Source organism: Acidovorax kalamii (assembly GCF_002245625.1).
Lineage (GTDB): Bacteria > Pseudomonadota > Gammaproteobacteria > Burkholderiales > Burkholderiaceae_C > Acidovorax > Acidovorax kalamii.
Map to the genome: position 1 here is coordinate 817861 of NZ_NOIG01000004.1, position 16364 is coordinate 834224.

General features: G+C 64.7%; 15 protein-coding genes. 9 read left to right on the forward strand and 6 right to left on the reverse strand.

Going from position 1 to position 16364, the window contains the following annotated elements:
* The 3 genes from CBY09_RS24025 to gudD all read left to right on the forward strand — a co-directional run.
* Window positions 1-510: dihydrodipicolinate synthase family protein (locus tag CBY09_RS24025; protein ID WP_240515603.1), on the forward strand; the 510-nt coding region annotated here is incomplete at its 5' end.
* A gap of 79 nt (window positions 511-589) precedes the next feature.
* Window positions 590-1573 (forward strand): Bug family tripartite tricarboxylate transporter substrate binding protein, encoded by a 984-nt coding sequence (locus CBY09_RS06870; protein ID WP_094287700.1) that lies wholly within the window; start codon window positions 590-592, stop codon window positions 1571-1573.
* A 47-nt stretch (window positions 1574-1620) separates the two neighbouring features.
* Window positions 1621-2973, forward strand: coding sequence for a glucarate dehydratase (gene gudD, locus CBY09_RS06875; RefSeq protein WP_094287701.1), 1353 nt, complete (start codon window positions 1621-1623; stop codon window positions 2971-2973).
* Between the two features lie 115 nt (window positions 2974-3088).
* Here the strand turns inward: gudD and CBY09_RS06880 are convergent, their stop codons facing one another.
* Window positions 3089-3625 (reverse strand): PadR family transcriptional regulator, encoded by a 537-nt coding sequence (locus CBY09_RS06880; RefSeq protein ID WP_094287703.1) that lies wholly within the window; start codon window positions 3623-3625, stop codon window positions 3089-3091.
* A gap of 150 nt (window positions 3626-3775) precedes the next feature.
* Here CBY09_RS06880 and CBY09_RS06885 point away from each other — a divergent pair, with 150 nt between their 5' ends.
* Complete coding sequence (locus tag CBY09_RS06885; RefSeq protein ID WP_240515604.1) at window positions 3776-5845, forward strand: NADPH-dependent 2,4-dienoyl-CoA reductase; 2070 nt, start codon at window positions 3776-3778, stop codon at window positions 5843-5845.
* A 31-nt stretch (window positions 5846-5876) separates the two neighbouring features.
* Entirely contained in the window at window positions 5877-6317 is a 441-nt protein-coding gene (locus CBY09_RS06890) for a nuclear transport factor 2 family protein (protein ID WP_094287705.1), read from the forward strand.
* Between the two features lie 91 nt (window positions 6318-6408).
* Here the strand turns inward: CBY09_RS06890 and CBY09_RS06895 are convergent, their stop codons facing one another.
* Together CBY09_RS06895 and ompR are read right to left on the reverse strand one after the other, a co-directional pair.
* Window positions 6409-7932, reverse strand: a complete 1524-nt coding sequence (locus CBY09_RS06895) for a sensor histidine kinase (RefSeq protein ID WP_094287707.1) — start codon at window positions 7930-7932, stop codon at window positions 6409-6411.
* 11 nt (window positions 7933-7943) lie between these two features.
* Window positions 7944-8675 (reverse strand): osmolarity response regulator transcription factor OmpR, encoded by a 732-nt coding sequence (gene ompR / locus CBY09_RS06900; RefSeq protein ID WP_010460834.1) that lies wholly within the window; start codon window positions 8673-8675, stop codon window positions 7944-7946.
* A gap of 215 nt (window positions 8676-8890) precedes the next feature.
* On the opposite strand from ompR, the gene CBY09_RS06905 reads away from it, so the two are divergent.
* Window positions 8891-9604, forward strand: a complete 714-nt coding sequence (locus tag CBY09_RS06905) for an SIMPL domain-containing protein (RefSeq protein ID WP_094288098.1) — start codon at window positions 8891-8893, stop codon at window positions 9602-9604.
* Between the two features lie 107 nt (window positions 9605-9711).
* Here the strand turns inward: CBY09_RS06905 and CBY09_RS06910 are convergent, their stop codons facing one another.
* Window positions 9712-10491, reverse strand: a complete 780-nt coding sequence (locus CBY09_RS06910; RefSeq protein ID WP_094287709.1) for an SDR family oxidoreductase — start codon at window positions 10489-10491, stop codon at window positions 9712-9714.
* Window positions 10492-10622: 131 nt separating this feature from the next.
* On the opposite strand from CBY09_RS06910, the gene CBY09_RS06915 reads away from it, so the two are divergent.
* Window positions 10623-11516 carry an AraC family transcriptional regulator gene (locus tag CBY09_RS06915; protein WP_094287711.1) on the forward strand — a complete coding sequence of 298 codons (894 nt, stop codon included), beginning with the start codon at window positions 10623-10625 and terminating at the stop codon, window positions 11514-11516.
* 34 nt (window positions 11517-11550) lie between these two features.
* Here CBY09_RS06915 and CBY09_RS06920 read toward each other — a convergent pair whose 3' ends face one another.
* Both CBY09_RS06920 and CBY09_RS06925 read right to left on the reverse strand, forming a co-directional pair.
* Window positions 11551-11973 carry a hypothetical protein gene (locus CBY09_RS06920; protein WP_094287713.1) on the reverse strand — a complete coding sequence of 141 codons (423 nt, stop codon included), beginning with the start codon at window positions 11971-11973 and terminating at the stop codon, window positions 11551-11553.
* 206 nt (window positions 11974-12179) lie between these two features.
* A complete protein-coding gene (locus CBY09_RS06925) occupies window positions 12180-12962 on the reverse strand; it encodes a 3-hydroxybutyrate dehydrogenase (RefSeq protein WP_094287715.1) in 783 nt (260 codons plus the stop codon).
* Window positions 12963-13079: 117 nt separating this feature from the next.
* Here CBY09_RS06925 and CBY09_RS06930 point away from each other — a divergent pair, with 117 nt between their 5' ends.
* Both CBY09_RS06930 and CBY09_RS06935 read left to right on the forward strand, forming a co-directional pair.
* Window positions 13080-14048, forward strand: coding sequence for an alpha/beta fold hydrolase (locus CBY09_RS06930; protein ID WP_094287728.1), 969 nt, complete (start codon window positions 13080-13082; stop codon window positions 14046-14048).
* On the forward strand, window positions 14045-16258 hold the full coding sequence (locus tag CBY09_RS06935) for a RelA/SpoT family protein (RefSeq protein ID WP_094287730.1): 2214 nt from the start codon (window positions 14045-14047) through the stop codon (window positions 16256-16258). The genes CBY09_RS06930 and CBY09_RS06935 overlap by 4 nt, the downstream gene beginning before the upstream one ends.
* Window positions 16259-16364 lie beyond the last annotated feature (106 nt).

Here is a 16364-nt window from a genome sequence, read left to right on the forward strand (position 1 = left end):
AAGTTCGGTGTGATCGTCTACAACCGCGACCGCACCAAGCTCACAGCCGAGTCCCTGGCCATCCTGGCCGAGCGCTGCCCCAACCTGATCGGCTTCAAGGACGGGGTGGGCAACATCGAGACCATGTCTTCCATCTACATGAAGCTGGGCGACCGCTTCTCGTACCTGGGTGGCCTGCCCACGGCCGAGGTGTATGCAGCGGCCTACAAGGCGCTGGGCACGCCGGTGTATTCGTCGGCGGTGTTCAACTTCATCCCGAAGACGGCGATGGAGTTCTACAAGGCCGTGGCGGCCGACGACATGGCCACGCAGCACCGGCTGCTCAAGGAGTTCTTCATGCCGTACCTGGCTATCCGCAACCGGGTGGAGGGCTATGGCGTGTCCATCATCAAGGCGGGGGCGCGCATCGTGGGCCATGACGGCGGGCCGGTGCGGGCGCCGCTGACGGACCTCAAGCCCCATGAGGTGGAAGAGCTGGCTGCGCTGATCAAGAAGCTCGGGCCGCAGTAAGCCTCGCCTTTTTCCCCTAATCAACCCCCGCCCAAGGCCCCGCAGAGGGCCATCGACCATCCCTTTTGGAGACACATCCATGTTCCTTGCCAAGAAACTCCTGTTCATCGCCAGCGCTTGCAGCGTGGCCTTTGCCGCATCAGCGCAGTCAGCCGCCCCCAGTAACTGGCCCGACAAGCCTGTGACCATCGTTGTTCCATTCCCTGCCGGTGGCTCCACCGACATGGTGGCCCGCGCCATGGCACAGCAGATGGGCGACAAGCTGGGGCAGAACTTTGTGGTGGACAACCGTCCTGGCGCCACAGGCACGCTGGGTGCAGGCGCAGTCAAGCGCGCCGCGCCAGATGGGTACACGCTGCTGGTGTCGTCGCTCGGTGCCTTTGTCGTGGCGCCGCACCTGCTCAAGAGCGTGCCTTATGACGCGCTCAAGGACTTCGACTACATCACCGTGCCCGTGCAGGCGCCCAATGTGCTGGTGGCCTCGCCGGGCCAGAAGGCCCGTACGGTGAAGGAGGTGATCGCCCAGCTGAAGGCCAATCCCGGCAAGGTGAGTTTCGCGACGTCTGGCAACGGCTCTTCAGACCACCTTTCAGCCGAAGTGTTCTGGCAGCAAACCGGCACCGAAGGCCTGCACATCCCTTACAAGGGGGGCGCCCCGGCCATCAATGACCTGTTGGGCGGGCAGGTGGACTTTTCGTTCCAGAACGTGAATGCCGTGCTGCAGCACATTCGCGCAGGCAAGCTGCATGCGATCGCAGTGACCGGCGACAAACGCAGCCCTGTGCTGCCCGATGTACCCACGCTGGCCGAAGCGGGTGTAGCTGGTGCCGAGGTGTACTCCTGGCAAGGCATGGCGGCGCCCAAGGGGTTGCCCGCCTCCGTCAAACAAAAGCTGGCAGACGCCGCCATCGCGGCGATCAATGACACCGCAGTCAAGAAGCGCATGCTGGATCTGGGCCTGGAGATTGTGGCCAGCACGCCCGAGGCCTTCACCGCCTACCAGGCGCGCGAGTTCGCACGCTGGAAGACAGTGATTGAGACGCGAAAAATCACTGCTGATTGAGTTTCTCCACGGGGCATTGGCGTGCCCCATCCCGTTTCCCGAACACCATGACCAACTCTTCCATCCCCTCCGCCACCAGCACCCCTGTCATCACCGAACTGCGCGTCGTGCCCGTGGCGGGCCATGACAGCATGCTCATGAACCTGAGCGGCGCGCACGGCCCCTTCTTTACGCGCAACCTGCTCATCCTGCGCGACAGTGCAGGCAACACCGGGGTGGGTGAGGTGCCCGGCGGCGAGAAGATCCGCCAGACCATCGAGGATGCGCGCCCGCTGATTGTGGGCAGCCCCATCGGCCAGCACAACGCCGTGCTCAACGCCATGCGCGCCCAGTTCGCCGACCGCGATGCGGGCGGGCGCGGCCTGCAGACCTTTGACCTGCGCGTCACCATCCATGCCGTGACGGCGGTGGAGTCTGCTTTCCTCGACCTGCTGGGCCAGCATCTCGGGGTGCCCGTGGCCGCGCTGCTGGGCGACGGCGTGCAGCGAACATCGGTGCAAATGCTGGGCTACCTGTTCTACGTGGGCGACCGCGGAAAGACCGACTTGGCCTATCGCACCGAGCCCGGTGCAGACAACGACTGGTTTCGCTTGCGCAACGAGAAGGCCATGACGGCCGAGGGCATCGTGCGCCTGGCCGAGGTCGCGTATGAGCGCTATGGCTTTGCCGACTTCAAGCTCAAGGGCGGTGTGCTGCGGGGCGAGGAAGAGGTCGAGGCCATCCGCGCGCTGCACGAGCGTTTTCCCGAAGCGCGCGTGACGCTGGACCCGAACGGCGGCTGGCTGCTGAAAGACGCGGTCCGTCTCACCCGCGACCTACACGGTGTGATGGCTTATGCCGAAGACCCCTGCGGCGCCGAAGGCGTGTTCTCGGGCCGCGAGGTGATGGCCGAGTTCCGCCGCGCTACGGGGCTCCCCACGGCCACCAACATGGTGGCCACCGACTGGCGCGAAATGGCGCACAGCCTGGCGCTGCAGTCCGTCGATATTCCGCTGGCCGACCCGCACTTCTGGACGATGGCGGGATCGGTGCGCGTGGCGCAGATGTGCCAGGCCTTCGGCCTGACCTGGGGCTCGCACTCCAACAACCATTTCGATGTGTCGCTGGCGATGTTCACGCACGTGGGCGCCGCCGCTCCGGGCCGCGTCACGGCCATCGACACACACTGGATCTGGCAGGACGGCGAGCGTTTGACAAAGCAGCCGTTCCAGATCCGAAACGGCTTCATCGAGCTGCCCAAGGAGCCTGGCCTGGGTGTGGAGTTGGACATGGACCAAGTGGAGCGGGCTCACCGCCTGTACCTGCAGCATGGCCTGGGCGCGCGCGACGACGCGATTGCCATGCAGTACCTGATCCCAGGCTGGAAGTTCAACAACAAGTCGCCTTGCATGGTACGCTGAGCACGCGCCGTTGGTTGTCCCCCTCGTTTCTCAGAGGTTCCGCAGCAGGGCATCCGCACATGGGCGGGTGCCCCCTGATTCTTTTTGAGGGGCATCCCCGGCGCTGCACTCCCGCTCAGGCTGCAGGGTCGCCCAGTATCTCCAGCGCCTCTTTCGCGATCGCCAGCGACAACTGCTCCTGCAGGATGCCGGCCTTGAGCACCAGGTGCTGCAGACGGCGTTCGCGGCTCGGCTCCTTGCCGAGGAAGTCGCGCTGCTCGATGCGCTGGTAAACATCCAGCTTTGCCTGGTGCATGGCTTGGCGTCTGGCAATTTCCTGCGCCAGCCCGGCGGGGCCGATGGCTGCTTCAGCGCGCAAGCGCACCATGAGCTCGTCGCGCAGGGGCGTGGGGTCTTGTTGCTCCGCGATCCAGCGGCGCAGCTCTTTACGGCCTGCGGGCAGCAGGCGGAACTGGCGCTTGCGGCCGCGGCCCGTCTCGGCCGGCAGGGCCTCGATCCAGAGCGCTTCCTCCAGCCGCGCCAGCTCGCGGTAGATCTGCTGGTGCGTGGCGTGCCAGAAGTAGCCGATGGACTTGTCGAAGCGCTCGGCAAGCTCGGAGCCCGAGCAGGGGTGCTCGACCAAGGCGGTGAGGAGGGCGTGGGGAAGGGACATCGGAAGCAGAAAGGCGCGAAGGACGATTCGGAACTTGCCATCTTGCCTGAATCGGGAGTGCTTTCCATTTTTTTATGCAACCGGTTGCATAAACGTGGGATGCTGGCTACATTTGTGCAACTGGTTGCATAAACATAAAGGAGACCCCCGATGAACGCCGTCATGAAACCTGCCTCTGCCGCTCTGTCGGCAGGTCACAGCCCCTACCCACACCTTCATGCACCGCTGGACCTGGGCTTCACCACGCTGAAGAACCGCGTGCTCATGGGATCCATGCATGTGGGGCTGGAAGAGGTGGCTAACGGCTTCGAGCGCATGGCGGCCTTTTATGCCGAGCGGGCGCGCGGTGAGGTGGGACTCATCGTGACCGGCGGCATTGCGCCCAATGAGCGCGGCCGACCCATGCAGGGCGGGGCCATGCTGGTCAACGAGCGCGAGGCCGAGCAGCACCGCAAGGTGACCCAGGCTGTGCACGCCGAGGGCGGCAAGATTGCGATGCAGATCCTGCACTTCGGCCGCTATGCCTACCACCGCGACCTGGTGGCGCCCAGCGCCCTGCGCGCGCCCATCAACCCCCATGTGCCGCATGCACTCACGGCCGACGAGGTCGAGCAGACCATCGAGGACTTCGTGCGCTGCGCTGCGCTGGCCCAGCACGCGGGCTATGACGGCGTGGAGGTGATGGGCTCCGAGGGCTACCTGATCAACGAGTTCATCGCCGAGCGCAGCAACCATCGCGACGACGCGTGGGGCGGCATTTATGCCAACCGGATGCGATTCCCTGTGGAGATCGTGCGGCGTACGCGCGAGCGCGTGGGGCCGAACTTCATCATCATCTACCGCCTGTCCATGCTCGACCTGGTGGAGGGCGGCTCCACCTTGGCCGAGGTGATCGAGCTGGCCCAGGCCATCGAAGCGGCGGGCGCCACCATCCTCAACACCGGCATCGGCTGGCACGAGGCGCGCATCCCTACCATCGCCACCAAGGTGCCGAGGGCGGCCTATGCCTGGGTGACGAAGCAGGTGATGGGGCAGGTGGACATACCGCTCATCACCTCCAACCGCATCAACACGCCCGAGGTGGCCGAGCGCCTGCTGGCCGAGGGTTGCGCCGACATGGTCTCGATGGCGCGGCCGCTGCTGGCCGACCCCGACTTCGTACGCAAGGCGCGCCAGGGCCGGGCCGACGAGATCAACACATGCATTGCCTGCAACCAGGCCTGCCTGGACCACACCTTCGGCGGCAAGATCACCAGCTGCCTGGTGAACCCGCGTGCCTGCCATGAGACGGAACTGGTCATTGCCCCCACCGCCGCCAGGAAGCGCATTGCCGTGGTTGGTGCCGGCCCCGCGGGCCTGAGCTTTGCCGTCACCGCCGCGCAGCGCGGCCATGTCGTGGTGCTGTTCGATGCGGCGGCCGAGATCGGCGGTCAGCTCAACATCGCCAAGCAGGTGCCTGGCAAGGAAGAGTTCTACGAAACCCTGCGCTACTACCGCCGCCAGCTGGAGCTGCATGGCGTGGAGGTGCGCCTGAACTCCCGCGTGCAGGCGAGCGACCTGGCGGGCCAGGGCTACGACGAGGTGGTGGTGGCCACAGGCATACAACCGCGCATACCCGATATCGAAGGCATAACCCACCCCAAGGTGCTGAGCTACCTCGATGTGCTGCGCGACAAGCAGCCCGTGGGCCGGCGCGTGGCCATCATCGGCGCGGGCGGCATCGGTTTCGATGTGGGCGAGTACCTCACGCACGAAGGCGAGAGCGGCGCCCTGGCGCCCGCCAAATTCAATGACGAGTGGGGCATCGACACCGCCTACGCGCAGGTCGGTGGCTTGCGTGCCGCGCAGGTGCAGGCGCCCAAGCGCCAGGTGCACCTGCTGCAGCGCAAGACCAGCAAGGTGGGCGACCAACTGGGCAAGACCACAGGCTGGATCCACCGCACCTCATTGAAGGCGCGCAACGTCGGCATGAGTTCGGGCGTGGCCTACGACCGTGTGGACGACGCGGGCCTGCACGTCACGATCGACGGTGGTGCGCCCCAGGTGCTCGATGTCGACCACATCGTGGTCTGCGCGGGCCAGGAGCCGCTGCGCCAGCTGTACGACGCGCTGGTGGCTGTAGGCCAGAGCGCTCACCTCATCGGCGGTGCCGACGTGGCCGCCGAGCTCGACGCCAAGCGCGCCATCCTGCAGGGCACAACGCTCGCTGCCCACATCTGATTTCCTTCAATCCACTCAGAGGAGACATTCCGTGACCGAAGCCCCGAAGAACATTCACCCCGCCGTCGCCCGATCGCTCGACACCTGGCACCACATGGTGGCCAGCCGCGACCTCTCAAACCTGCTGTCCATCGTGCACCCCGACGCGGTGTTCCGCTCGCCCATGGCGAACACGGCCTACACCTCGGCCCCGGCGTTGATGCTGGCTCTGTCCACCGTGATCCAGGTGTTCGAAGACTTCACCTACCACCGCCAACTGACCACCGATGACGGCCTGAACATCGTGCTGGAGTTCAGCGCCCGTGTGGGCGACAAGCAGCTCAAGGGCATCGACCTCGTGCGCTTCAACGAGCAGGGTCAGATCACAGAGTTCGAAGTCATGGTGCGTCCCCTGAGCGGCCTGCAGGCCCTGGGTACGGAAATGGGCGCGCGCCTAGGGGATAAGTTGCCCGCCTTCAAGGCCAAGGCCTGAAAGGCAAAGGAGGACCGCACCTGGCTGGTGCGGTCCTCCTGCATGGCTTTCTGGTGAATGCCGTATTCCGTGAACGCGGTGTGGTAGCAAGCTAGAGTTTGTCCTCGGCGCGGCGGCGCGGAAGTTGCCGCTTGACGGAGGGGCGTTGCAAGCGCTGTTTGGGGTCCACGCCATCGGGCAGATCCGTGGCGCGCTGCAATTGCAGGTGGGCCACTAGCCCTCCGGTGCTGGAGTTGGCCAGGGCAAAAATCCCTCCCATGCGCTGCACCGTCTTGTCCACGATGGACAAGCCGAGGCCCGCACCCGCAGCCGCCGTACGCGCCGAGTCGCCCCGGAAGAACGGCTTGGTCAGGTTGGACAGCTGCTCGGGGGGAACCCCCGCGCCATGGTCGCGCAGCTTGACCAGTACCCAGCGCTCGCGGCTTTTGGCGACGATGTCCACGCTGGTGATGCCTGTTTCCTCGGTTTTTCCATAGCGTCGGGCGTTTTCCAGCAGGTTGGATATCACGCGGGCCAGCTCCACTTCATCGGCCAGCACGTTCAGGTCCTCGGGCACGTTCATGGTGATCTGCAGTTCCCGGTGGTCCTGCACGGCATACACACAGGACGAAACCACCGCATGCAGATTGATGGGGGTGAGTGTGACGTGGTCGGGCCGCGCGTAGTCGAGGAACTTGTCGATGGTGGCGTCGAGCTGCACGATGTCGGCCACCATGTGCTCGCGGGCCACCTCGTCGGTCACGCTCATCTCGGTTTCCAGCCGCAGGCGCGCCAGTGGCGTACGCAGGTCGTGCGAGATACCGGCCAGCATCACCGCACGGTCTTGCTCCAGCTTGGCGAGTTTCTGGGCCATGCGGTTGAAGCCGATGTTCACCTCGCGGATTTCGCTGGTCACCACCTCTTCGTCCAGATGGCTGGCAGCAAAGTCTCCGTCCTTGACCCGATTGGCCGCATAGGACAGTTGCTTGAGCGGGCGATTGATCAGGCGCGCAATGGCAGCTGCGCCCGCCAGCGAGAGTGCGGCGGCCGTGATCAGCCATATCAGCCAGGTGCGACCACCGGCCGGGCTGAAGCGCGAGCGGTCCATCAGCAACCAGTTGGGGTCGCCGTTGATGTTGAAACCCACCCACAGGCCGTTTTCCCCATTCACGCTCTGGGCCACGATGGTGTCGGGCCCCAGGCGCATGGTCAGCTCGTCGGTCAGCCGGTTGCCCAGGGCGGTCGGGTCCAGCAGCGCATACTTGTCCTTGGGCTCGCGAGGCAGGATGCGCACGCCCTCCTGGTCGGCCATGGTCTTGATGAGGGACACGCGTGCGATGGCGTCGGAGTGCACCAGTGCAGCACGGCTCAGGTTGACAAGCGACGCAATCTGCTGGGCAGTCTGCAGTGTGCGCGGCTCGAATTCAAGCGCGCGCAAGGTCTGCAGCCATGCCAGGATGCTGCCCACCAGCAGCAGCGCCAGCAGGAAAAAAGTGCGCCAGAACAGGTTGAGGCCCACACGTGCGCGCTGCTCCCGCGCCCGGCGGATAGCCTCCAGGGGCGCGGGGCTGGTGGCCTCCGAGGCCGTCACCGATTTGTGAGACGACTGCCTGGGCTTGCCCTCGGTCTTGTACATGGGCAGATCAATCAGCTCGTGCCGTCCGGCACGAACACGTAGCCCACGCCCCACACAGTCTGGATATAGCGCGGCGCTGCGGCATCCACTTCCACCAGTTTGCGCAGGCGCGAGACCTGCACGTCCAGGCTCCGGTCAAAGGGCTCGAACTCGCGGCCACGGGCCAGCAAGGCCAGTTTTTCGCGCGACAGGGGCTGGCGCGGGTGGCGCACCAGGGCCTTGAGCATGGCGAACTCGCCGGTGGTCAGGGGCAGTTCCTCACCATTGCGCTGCAGGGCGCGCGTGCCCAGGTCGAAGGTGAAGGGGCCAAAGGTCACGACCTCGTTGTCGCCCGATGGGGCACCGGGTGCTTCCTGGGCAGGGCGGCGGCGCAGCACTGCGTGGATGCGCGCCAGCAGCTCGCGGGGGTTGAAAGGCTTGCCCAGGTAGTCGTCGGCGCCCACTTCCAGGCCCACGATGCGGTCTACGTCCTCGCCCTTGGCGGTGAGCATGATGATGGGCGTGCGGTCGTTGGCGGCCCGCAGGCGGCGGCAAATCGAGAGGCCATCTTCCCCGGGCATCATCAGGTCCAGCACGATGATGTCCACCGTTTCGCGCAGCAGCAGGCGGTTCAGTGCCTTCCCGTCTTCGGCGACCATGACTTCAAAGCCCTCTTGCGTGAGGTAGCGGCGCAGCAGATCGCGGATTCGCGCGTCATCGTCCACCACCAGTACTTTGTCGGTGCGATTGGTTGTTGTGGCCATGTTGATCCCAAGTCCAATTTGTAACAGAGCCGATTCTGACCACTTGGAACGCCGAAGTTCGGTTTTTGGGGGCTGGTTTGACCAACTGTTACAAGTTTTGCCCGACTTCTCACACTCGCCACTGTGATTTCACGGGGCAGTGCTTTACAGCGGGTAAGGTGGCGGCCTGCGCAATCGGATCATCTGTTGCGCGCTCTTTCGAAAAGGCCATCACCATGAAAATCACGACCCGTCTGGTCACCGCTGCAGCTTTGCTGGCCTGTTTTGGCGCGGCCATGGCGCAGACAGCCACCCCCCAGGAGCCACGCAACGTGGTGCAGCTGTCGGCCTCTGGCACGGTCGAAGCGCAGCAAGACCTGCTGGTGCTCACTCTCTCAGCCGCCAAAGACGGCCCGGACGCCGCAACCGTGCAGGCCCAGCTCAAGCAGGCGCTCGATGCAGCCCTGACCGAAGCCAAGCGCACTGCGCAGCCGGGGCAACTTGATGTGCGCACCGGTCCCTTTGGTCTGTACCCCCGCTATGCCAAGGACGGCAAGATCAATGGCTGGCAGGGCCGGGCAGAGATGGTGCTGGAGGGGCGTGACTTTGCACGCATCACTGCGGCGGCGGGCAAGATTCCATCCATGCCCATCAGCCAGGTCGCTTTTGCACTCTCGCGCGAGGCCCGTGCCAAGGTTGAAACCGAGGCGCAGACCCTGGCCATCGATCAGTTCAAGGCGCGTGCGGCCGAGTTGGCCAAGGGCTTTGGTTTTGCCAACTACAGCCTGCGCGAAGTGGCGGTGAACAGCAACGAGATGTCGCCCGGTCCCCGTCCGCGCATAATGGCGATGGAGGCCAAGACCTCGTCATTCTCTGATGCGGCGGTGCCCGTGGAGGCGGGCAAGGCGCAGGTGGTGGTGACTGTTTCCGGCTCCGTACAAATGCGCTGAGGCTGGCGGCCTTCGATCGCCTGCGACGTCGGTGGAACAGGCCATGCGCCGCGTGGCCTGGAATTCTCAGCTTCGTCGTGTGGTTGCATGCCGCCAGCAGGCCGTGCTCAAAGGGCCTGCCCGCCCGACACCTCAATCCGTTGTGCCGTCACCCAGCGGTTGGCGGGTGCCAGCAGGCCCGCCACCATGGGGCCAATGTCATCGGGCAGGCCCACGCGGCCCAGGGCTGTCATCTGGGCCAGATGCTGGTTGAGTTCGGGGTTGTCGCGCACCACGCCGCCGCCGAAATCGGTTTCGATGGCTCCTGGCGCCACTGTGTTGACGGTGATGCTGCGCGCGCCGAGCTCTTTGGCCAGGTAGCGCGTCAGCACCTCCACGGCCCCCTTGGCTGCCGCGTAGGCCGCATAGCCCGGGAGCGACAGGCGGGTGAGACCAGTCGAAAAATTCACGATGCGTCCCCCATTCGCAATCAGCGGGAGCAGCGCCTGTGTGAGAAAGAACACCCCTTTGAAGTGCACGTTGACGAGGTGATCGAACTGCGCCTCGCTTGTAGTGGCAAACGCCGCATAGTCCCCGTGGCCAGCATTGTTCACAAGGTGATCAAGATCAGTGCGTTGCCAGATTGTCTGCAGCGCAGTGCGCAGGTGCTCGGTAAAGGTGCTGAAGGTGGCAATATGGCCGGTATCGAGCTGCAACGCCACGGCCCGGCGGCCCAGGGCCTGGATTTCGGCCACGGCAGCCTGCGCTTCCTCGGCCTGGCTGCGGTAGGTGATGACCACATCACCACCGCCCCTGGCGATGCTCAGCGCGGTGTTGCGGCCCAGGCCCCGGCTGCCGCCAGTGACCAGCGAGATGGTGGGATTGTGCAAGGTGGTGTTTGGTGTCATGGTGAACTCCTGTGTGTGATGTCATCCAGTGTCCGGTTCCATGGTCCGTGTTGGTTGCCGAAATCGCTCCGGTTTTTGCCTGATTCTCCAAATTCAGCGCCGGAAGATCTACAAACCGGTACGCTTGCGGCATGACGACTCCCTTGTTCGAGGCGGTGAGCCGCTATGCCGAAGCCCATGCCCGCCAGGGCAGCGTGGTGCAGACCCCCATCCCCGGATTGAGCACGGTGCGTGCTACCGAGCCCAGCGGGTTGTTGCATGCGATTGCGCAGCCCCTTGTGTGCCTGGTTCTACAGGGCAGCAAACAGGTAGCGATGGGGGCACAAACCTTTGAGTTCTCAGCGGGCGAGTCTTTGCTGATTACGGCCGATGTGCCTACAGTGAGCCAGATCACCCGTGCCAGTGCTGCAGCGCCGTATCTCTCGATTGCGCTGGAGCTGAGCTTGCCAGTAATTGCCGACTTGTCGGCCCAGATGGGGGTTGTGCCCCGGGGCGACCATGTCCCTGTACACGTGGATCCCACCGATGCGGAAGTGGCCGATGTGGCTCTGCGTCTCATGCGGCTTCTGGAGCGGCCCGAGGCCGTCCCGTTGCTGCATGCGTCCCTGGTACGCGAGTTGCACTACTGGTTGCTGGCGGGGCGGCATGGTGCTGCCATCCGCCGCCTGGGCTGGCCCGGAAGCCACGCCCAGCGGGTGGCGCGCGCCGTTGCCGTGCTGCGTGCCGATTTTGCGCAGCCCCTGCCGGTGGAGAGCCTGGCGGCGCTGGCAGGCATGAGTCCCTCATCTTTTCATCAGCATTTCCGGGCAGTCACCTCGCTGTCGCCGCTGCAGTTTCAGAAGCAGCTGCGTTTGATCGAGGCCCGGCGGTTGATGTTGTCGGAGGGGGCCAGTGCCAGCAGCGCGGCCTTCGCCGTAGGCTATGAAAGCGTGCCCCAGTTCACGCGCGAATACGGTCGGCTGTTCGGTTTGCCGCCGGTCCGCGACACGCAAGTAGCAAGAGACAGGACACGGGCGGTGGGGTGAGCAACCCTCATGGATGTTTTCCGGGCCAATGCACCTATTTGCTGTAGTCGATCAACCCCCATACGATCACAGTGAGCTGGAGCAGGTTGATCAGGATAGCGATGGTGTGGGTTCTGCGGAACCCCGGGATGGCATCCATGTAGTTGGACTGGATCTGCTCCCCGAGCGCATCCATCTTCGGGATGATCCTGCTGCGCAGCGCAACGGCGATTCCGGCCAGCGCGGCCGCACCGCAGGCAATGCCAGGGTGGCCTGCCAGCGCAAAACTGATCGCCGTGGCGGAGGCCGTCACAAAGGCGCAGAGATAGTAGACATGGAAGAACCCGCGCACAAAGCGTGCGTCCAGCGGCGTATCGTGCTTGAGCACCAGCAGCGGGATGGAGCCCATGATGAAGTACGCCGTGGTCACGAGCAGCGCCACGGTGAAGAACATGGCAGCAATCATTGCGGCAGACATCGCGATTTCCTCCCATGGTGGGATGTCGTCCAGGGGCTCGCGAGCAAGAGGCAATGCGCCCCAACGGCTTCCTGCAGGACAACACCATTCTAGGGAAGCCACCTCGGCCATGGTCTGGTGGAATGCGAGACCCGCAGGTGGCGGTAGGTGGGGCCCGCAGGGCAGGAGGGGCCCCGGGGCCGTGGGCCGAGCGCCGCGAGGATGGCTTACTGCGCCGCCCAGCCGCCGTCCATGTTCCAGGCCACGCCGCGCACGTTGTTGGCCGCTGGGGAGCAAAAGAACACGGCCAGCTCACCCAGTTCTTCGGGCGTGGTGAACTGCATCGAGGGCTCTTTCTCGCCCAGCAGCAGTTTCTTGGCATCCTCGTTCGACAGGCCGTGCTCGGCGGCCTTGGCATCGACCTGTTTTTGCACCAGGGGTGTGAGCACCCAGCCGGGGCAGATCGCGTTGCAGGTTACGCCCGTGGTGGCGTTCTCCAGCGCTGTGACCTTGGTCAGGCCTACGACGCCATGTTTCGCGGCCACATAGGCCGCCTTCTGGGCGGAGCCCACCAAGCCATGCACCGATGCCACATTGATGATGCGGCCCCAGTTGGCGCTTTTCATGGCGGGCAGCGCCAGACGCGAGGTGTGGAAGGCGCTGGAGAGGTTGATGGCAATCACGGAGTCCCAGCGCTCAACGGAAAAGTCTTCCACATTGGCCACATGCTGGATGCCCGCGTTGTTCACCAGGATGTCCACGCGCCCGAACTGTGCGGCGCTGGACTTCATCATGTCCTCGATGTCAGCCGCCCGGCTCATGTCGGCGCCGTGGTAGGCCACTTGCACTTCCGCCGCAGCGCCTGCGGCCAGGACTTCGGCACGGGGGCCGTCCACGTCGCCAAAACCATTGAGCACGATGTTCGCACCCTGGCGGGCCAGGGCCTTGGCGATTCCGAGGCCAATGCCACTGGTGGAGCCGGTGACGAGGGCGGTTTTGCCTTTCAGCATGAGAGTCTCTCCGAATGAATTACGATGCCACGCAAGGGAAAGTCGGCAACCATGGCATGCGCCATACGTTCCGAATTCCGCATGCATTATCGAGCGCCGACCCCGGATTTCGCACCCATGAATGAACCTACGCTGAACTACGTACTGTGCCCGGGCCCTGCGGCCCCGCCAGTCGCCCCGGACCGTGCGCCTGCTCCGGCGCAGCAACACCGCATGGCCTACTGGGAGTGGAATGCCACGGGCAATCCGGCACATCCGCATGTGGTGGTCTGCGTGCATGGCCTCTCGCGCCAGGGGCGCGACTTCGACACTTTGGCGCGTGCGTTGAGTGCGCATGCACGGGTGGTCTGCCCCGACGTGGCGGGGCGCGGCCAGAGCGACTGGCTGGCCGACCCCATGGGCTACCAGATTCCGCAGTACGCTGCCGATATGCTGGTTTTGCTGGCGCAGTTGCAGCAGCAGGGGCCCATCACCACGCTGGACTGGGTGGGCACCAGCATGGGCGGGCTGATTGGCATGGGCATTGCAGGCCAGCCAGGGTTGCCATTGCCGGTGCCGGTGCGCAGGCTGGTGCTCAACGATGTGGGGCCGGTCATCCAGTGGGAGGCCTTGCAGCGCATCGGCCAGTACCTGGGTCAACTGGCGCGGTTTGCTTCGCTGCAGCAGGCCGCCGATGCCATGTGGGCTATTTCCACCAGCTTTGGCCCGCACACGCCAGCCCAGTGGCTGGAGCTGTCGCGGGCCATGGTGCGCACGTTGCCTGCGTCGGATGGGGGCGGCATCACGCTGCATTACGACCCCGCCATTGCTGTGCCGTTCAAGACCCTCACTCCGGAGTCCGCCGTTGCGGGCGAGGCTGCGCTGTGGCAGTTGTACGACCATATCCGGGCTCGCACGCTGCTGTTGCGCGGTGCGCAGTCGGATCTGCTCACTCGCGCGACGGCGCAGGCGATGGCGGAGCGCGGCCCGAGGGCGCACGTGGTCGAGTTTGAGGGGGTGGGGCATGCACCCACCCTGGTGGCGGCCGATCAGGTCGCGGCCGTCACGGAGTTCCTGCTGGCGGCAGAAGGTGTTGTGGCCGGATGAAAACCAACCCTCCCGCACTTGCGTCCCTTCCCCTTCAGTCCGACACCGTTCCGCAGCTTATTGCCGCCACCGCGCACACGCTGCCCGAGCAGGTGAACGCGCTGGTGCGTGCGCGCGCTTTTGCCGAGCCTTTGATGGCGGGCGAGACGCTCGACTCGGGCGAGAACACGCTGGCCCACGCGGATGCCGTGGCTGCCATCCTCAAGGGGATCGGCGGCTCGGAGGCGATGCAGGCCGCCAGCTATCTTGTCTATGCGTGCGTACACCTCAACAAGCCGGAAGAGGTGATCGCCAAGGCCTTTGGCGACAACTTTGCGGCGTTGGCGGTAGAAACCACCAAGCTCATGCGCGTGCAGCAGCAGGCCCGAGCCGCCGAGCACCTGGATGACCCGGCGGTGCAGACCGAGAACGTGCGCAAGATGCTGCTTGCCTTCTCGCGCGACCTGCGCGTGGTGATGCTTCGGCTGGCTTCACGCTTGCAGACGCTGCGCTTTCATGCGGCCAGTAAACGCCCCGTGTCCCCCAGCCTGGCCCGCGAGTCGCTGCAGGTGTTTGCGCCGCTGGCCAACCGCCTGGGCATATGGCAGGTGAAGTGGGAGTTGGAAGACCTGTCCTTTCGCTTCCTGGAGCCCGACACTTACAAAGAGGTGGCCCGCCTGCTCGACGAAAAGCGGGGCGAGCGCGAGGTGTACATGGAGCAACTGCGCGCGCGGCTTGAGTCCGACCTGCGTGCACGCAGCATCAGCGCCAGCGTGCAAGGGCGCCCCAAGCACATTTACAGCATCGTCAAGAAGATGCGCGGTAAATCGCTCAACTTCGACCAGGTGTTCGACATCCGTGCGCTGCGCGTGGTGGTGCCCACGGTCAAGGACTGCTATGCCGCCCTGAGCTGGGTGCATGAGCAGTTCAAGCCCATCGTGGAAGAGTTTGACGACTACATCGCAAAGCCCAAGCCCAACGGCTACCAGTCGCTGCACACCATCGTGCGCGACGACAACGGCAAGCCCATAGAGATCCAGATCCGCACCCAGGCCATGCACGAACACGCCGAACACGGCGTGGCGGCGCACTGGGCCTACAAGGAGGCCGGATCCAAGGGCTATGCCGGTGTGTCCGCCACCGGCGAATATGACGCCAAGATTGCGGTGTTGCGCCAACTGCTGGCCTGGGAGCGGGATCTGGCGGGCGCTCTGCCCAACCGGGGCCTGTTTGAGGACCGCATCTATGTACTGACGCCCGATGCAGCCGTGGTCGAGCTACCGCAGGGGGCTACGCCTGTGGACTTTGCCTATGCCGTGCACACCAGCCTGGGCCACCGGTGCCGGGGCGCCAAGGTCGATGGCGCCATGGTGCCGTTGAACACGCCACTGCAGAACGGGCAGACGGTGGAAATTTCCACGGTCAAGGAGGGGCGTCCGTCGCGCGACTGGCTCAATGCCGAACTCGGCTACCTTACCAGCCACCGTGCCAAGGCCAAGGTGCGCGCCTGGTTCAATGCCCAGGCGACCCACGAAACCGTGGCCCGTGGCCGCGAATCGGTCGAGAAACTTTTGCAGCGCGAAGGCAAGACCGCCATCAAGCTCGATGACCTCGCGGTTCAGCTGGGCTTCAAGTCGGCCGACGCCTTGTTCGAGGTCGTGGGCAAGGACGAGTTCTCGCTGCGCAACATCGAAACGGTGCTGCGTCCGCCCGAACCCGTGCTGCAGCCTGACGACTTTCTGCTGCTCAAGAAGACACGCACCAACGAAGCAGCCCCCAAGGGCGGTGTGCTGGTGGTGGGCATCGATTCGCTCATGACGCAGCTGGCCAAATGCTGCAAACCCGCGCCGCCCGATGCCATCCGTGGTTTTGTCACGCGCGGCAAAGGGGTGAGTGTGCACCGCGCCGATTGCAGCAATTTTCGTGAAATGGCCGCCCGCAGTGCCGAGCGTGTGATCGATGTGGAGTGGGGGGCGCCCAAGCAGGCGGCCACTGCCGCTGTGTACCCGGTGGATGTGGCCGTGGAAGCTGCCGACCGGCAGGGCCTGCTGCGCGACATCTCGGAGGTCTTTGCCCGAGAGAAAACCAATGTGATTGGCGTGCAGACCCAGTCGGTCAAAGGCACCGCCTGGATGACGTTCACGGTGGAGGTGGCTGACTCGGGGCGCCTGAACAAGGTGCTGGGGATTGTGGCCAGCGTACAGGGCGTGCGATCTGCACGCCGGCGATGAGATGGGTCGCCTGGGGCATGAGGGCTTCAGGTGGCGGTCATGTTGCCGATTGATATGATTTGTTTGCCGGGCTTTTCAGGACAAGCAATTTTTATGGCTATAATCG